The organism is Anaeromyxobacter sp. PSR-1 (genome assembly GCF_000964525.1).
GTDB lineage: Bacteria > Myxococcota > Myxococcia > Myxococcales > Anaeromyxobacteraceae > Anaeromyxobacter.
Genome location: NZ_BAZG01000316.1, coordinates 1 through 2,421 on the forward strand (window position 1 = coordinate 1; position 2,421 = coordinate 2,421).

Below are 2,421 nucleotides of genomic sequence, written 5' to 3' on the forward strand. Positions count from 1 at the left end.
CCGGGCGCGGCGAGCGCGAGGGCGAGCGGCGCCGCGCCCAGGAACACCGCCCACGCCGCCACCCCGAGCGCGCGGGCCACCCGGTACTCCGCGCCGGCGAACGCGTTCTTCACGAGGCCCAGCACGGATGGGACGAAGCCGTGCTGCCAGCGGACCGACACCAGCGCCCCGCCGTTCACGAGCCCCTGCGGCACGCCGCTGCGGCGCAGCAGCAGCCCCAGCTTCACGTCGTCCACCACCTCGAGCCGCAGCCGGGCGTGCCCGCCCACGGCCTCGTAGGCGTCGCGCCGGACCAGGTTGAACGCGCCCACCCCGGCGAACCCGCGCGTCCCGGCGCGCGGCAGCTCCCAGACCCGGAACGCCCCGGCCGCGAACGCCGCGAACGCCGCCACGAACGCGCGCTCCAGGGTGCCGGGGGCGACGAACCGCGGCGCGGCGGCGAGGTGGCCGAGCCCGAGCGCCTCGGCGTGGCCGACCGCCCGGCGCAGCGCGCCCGGCCCGAACACCACGTCGCCGTCGGTGAACAGCAGCCACTCGCCCCGCGCGCGCCGCGCCCCGGCGGCGCAGGCGTGGTTCTTCCCGAGCCAGCCTGCTGGCAGCTCGCGCACGTGCACCACTGTCAGGCGGGGCTCGGCCGCCGCGAGCCGGTCGAGGATCTCGCCGGTCGCGTCGCCGGAGCGATCGTCCACCGCCACCACCTCCAGGCCGGGCAGGTCCTGCGCGAGGAGCGACCGCACCGCCCGCTCGACGTGCGGGGCCTCGTCGCGGCACGGGACGACCACCGAGACCCGCGGCACCTCGCGCGGCAGGGGGAGGTCCTCGAGCCGGGCCAGCGCGCGATCGCTGCGGAGCCCGCTCCACGCCACCCGCGCCCACCCCGCGAGCGCCAGCGCCGCGAGCGCGAGGGCGAGCGCGCTCACGCGGCCGGCCCGCCGTCCGCGGCCGGCCCGCGATCCTGCGCCGGCGCGCGGGACCGGGCGCGCGCCGCGGCGGCCGGGAGATCGTCGAGGTCGAGGAGCCACCCGTCCCGCGCCGCCACGGTGGGCACCCCGGTGCGCCGCGAGATCTCGAGCGCCGCGGCGTCCGCCTTCCGCGGCGGGAGCTGCATGCCGAGGTGCGTGAGCACCGCGAGGCGCGGCCGCACCGCCGCCACCAGCCGCTCCGCGTCGTCGGCGCCGAGGTGCAGGTAGCGGCGGTCGCCGCCGCGCAGGCGGGTGGTGTTCACCAGCAGGAGCTCGACCCCGGCGTACGCCTCGGGCAGCGCGTCCATCCAGAACGTGTCCACCACGTGGCCGGCGCGGAGGCCGGGCGCGGAGAGCACGTACCCGTAGGTCTCGACGCCGTGGTCGTGCGCGACCGGCGTCTCCAGCGTCACCCCGGGCGCGAGCGCGTGCCGCGCGCCGGGCGCGAGCACGCCGACGCGGGCCGGGAACGCCTGCGCGTAGCGGAACACCACCGGCTCGGTCTCGAGCGCGTCGCGCGGCGCGAGCAGCGTGCCGCGCGGCGAGAACCCGCCGCGCGTCATGGCCTCCACCACCGCGGTGGCGTCGCCGGCGTGGTCGAGGTGGCGGTGCGTGATCACCAGCGCGTCCACCTTGGCCGGGTCGATCTTCGGCCGGGAGGAGAGCGCGCGCACCAGCGCGCCGGGGCCGGGGTCGACCCAGACCGTGGCGCCGTCGAGCGCCCAGACCAGCCCGCCGGAGTGGCGCAGCTGGGTGGACACGGCGAAGCGCGCGCCGGCGGTGCCGAGGAACTTGAGCGTGCGGTGGGCGGGCGCGGCCACGCCCGGATCATAAGCGCGCGGCGGCCGACGGGCACGCGCCGCCGCGTTCACGCTCAGAACGTGAGCAGCGAGTGGACCTTGGCGTGGCCGAGCTGGCGCGCGCCGTTCAGGAACGAGAGCTCGGCCAGGAACGCGTACCCGAGCAGCTCCGCGCCCTGCCGGGCCACCAGCCGCCCCGCCGCGGCGGCGGTGCCGCCGGTGGCGAGCACGTCGTCCACCACCAGCACGCGGTCGCCGGGCCCGATCGCGTCGATGTGCAGCTCCAGCGCGCCCTCGCCGTACTCCAGCGCGTAGACCTCGCGGACCGTCTCCCAGGGCAGCTTCCCCGGCTTGCGCACGATGGTGAAGCCGGCGCCGAGCGCGTAGGCGATGGGCGCCCCGAAGATGAAGCCGCGCGACTCGATCCCGATCACCTTGTCCACGCGCTCGCCCTTCCAGCGCCCGACGAAGGCGTCGATCACCTCGCGGAAGGTGTGCGGATCCGAGAGGACCGGCGTGATGTCCTTGAAGACGATCCCCTTCTTCGGGAAGTCGGGAACGTCGCGGATCCTGGCGCGGACGGCGTCCATCATGGGGGCGCACCTTACCACGGGATCCGCGCTGGCTTCAGGGGAGGAAGAGCAGCGGGTTGCGCGGCC

3 protein-coding genes are annotated in these 2,421 nt (G+C 77.2%); all 3 read right to left on the bottom strand.

Translation table 11 applies throughout. The features are described 5' to 3' along the window. Positions 1-920 (bottom strand): glycosyltransferase family 2 protein (locus PSR1_RS22875; protein ID WP_059439598.1); only part of this gene is annotated, 920 nt, incomplete at its 3' end. After that, entirely contained in the window at positions 917-1,783 is an 867-nt protein-coding gene (locus tag PSR1_RS22880; protein WP_059439599.1) for an MBL fold metallo-hydrolase, read from the bottom strand. The genes PSR1_RS22875 and PSR1_RS22880, both read right to left, overlap by 4 nt. Before the next feature lie 53 nt (positions 1,784-1,836). Then, positions 1,837-2,355 (bottom strand): adenine phosphoribosyltransferase, encoded by a 519-nt coding sequence (locus PSR1_RS22885; RefSeq protein ID WP_059439600.1) that lies wholly within the window; start codon positions 2,353-2,355, stop codon positions 1,837-1,839. Positions 2,356-2,421: the final 66 nt, after the last annotated feature.

What these genes read in the sequence shown, in the direction of transcription:
- PSR1_RS22885 (WP_059439600.1), bottom strand. Translation starts at nt 2,355, where the DNA reads ATGATGGACGCCGTCCGCGCCAGGATCCGCGACGTTCCCGACTTCCCG.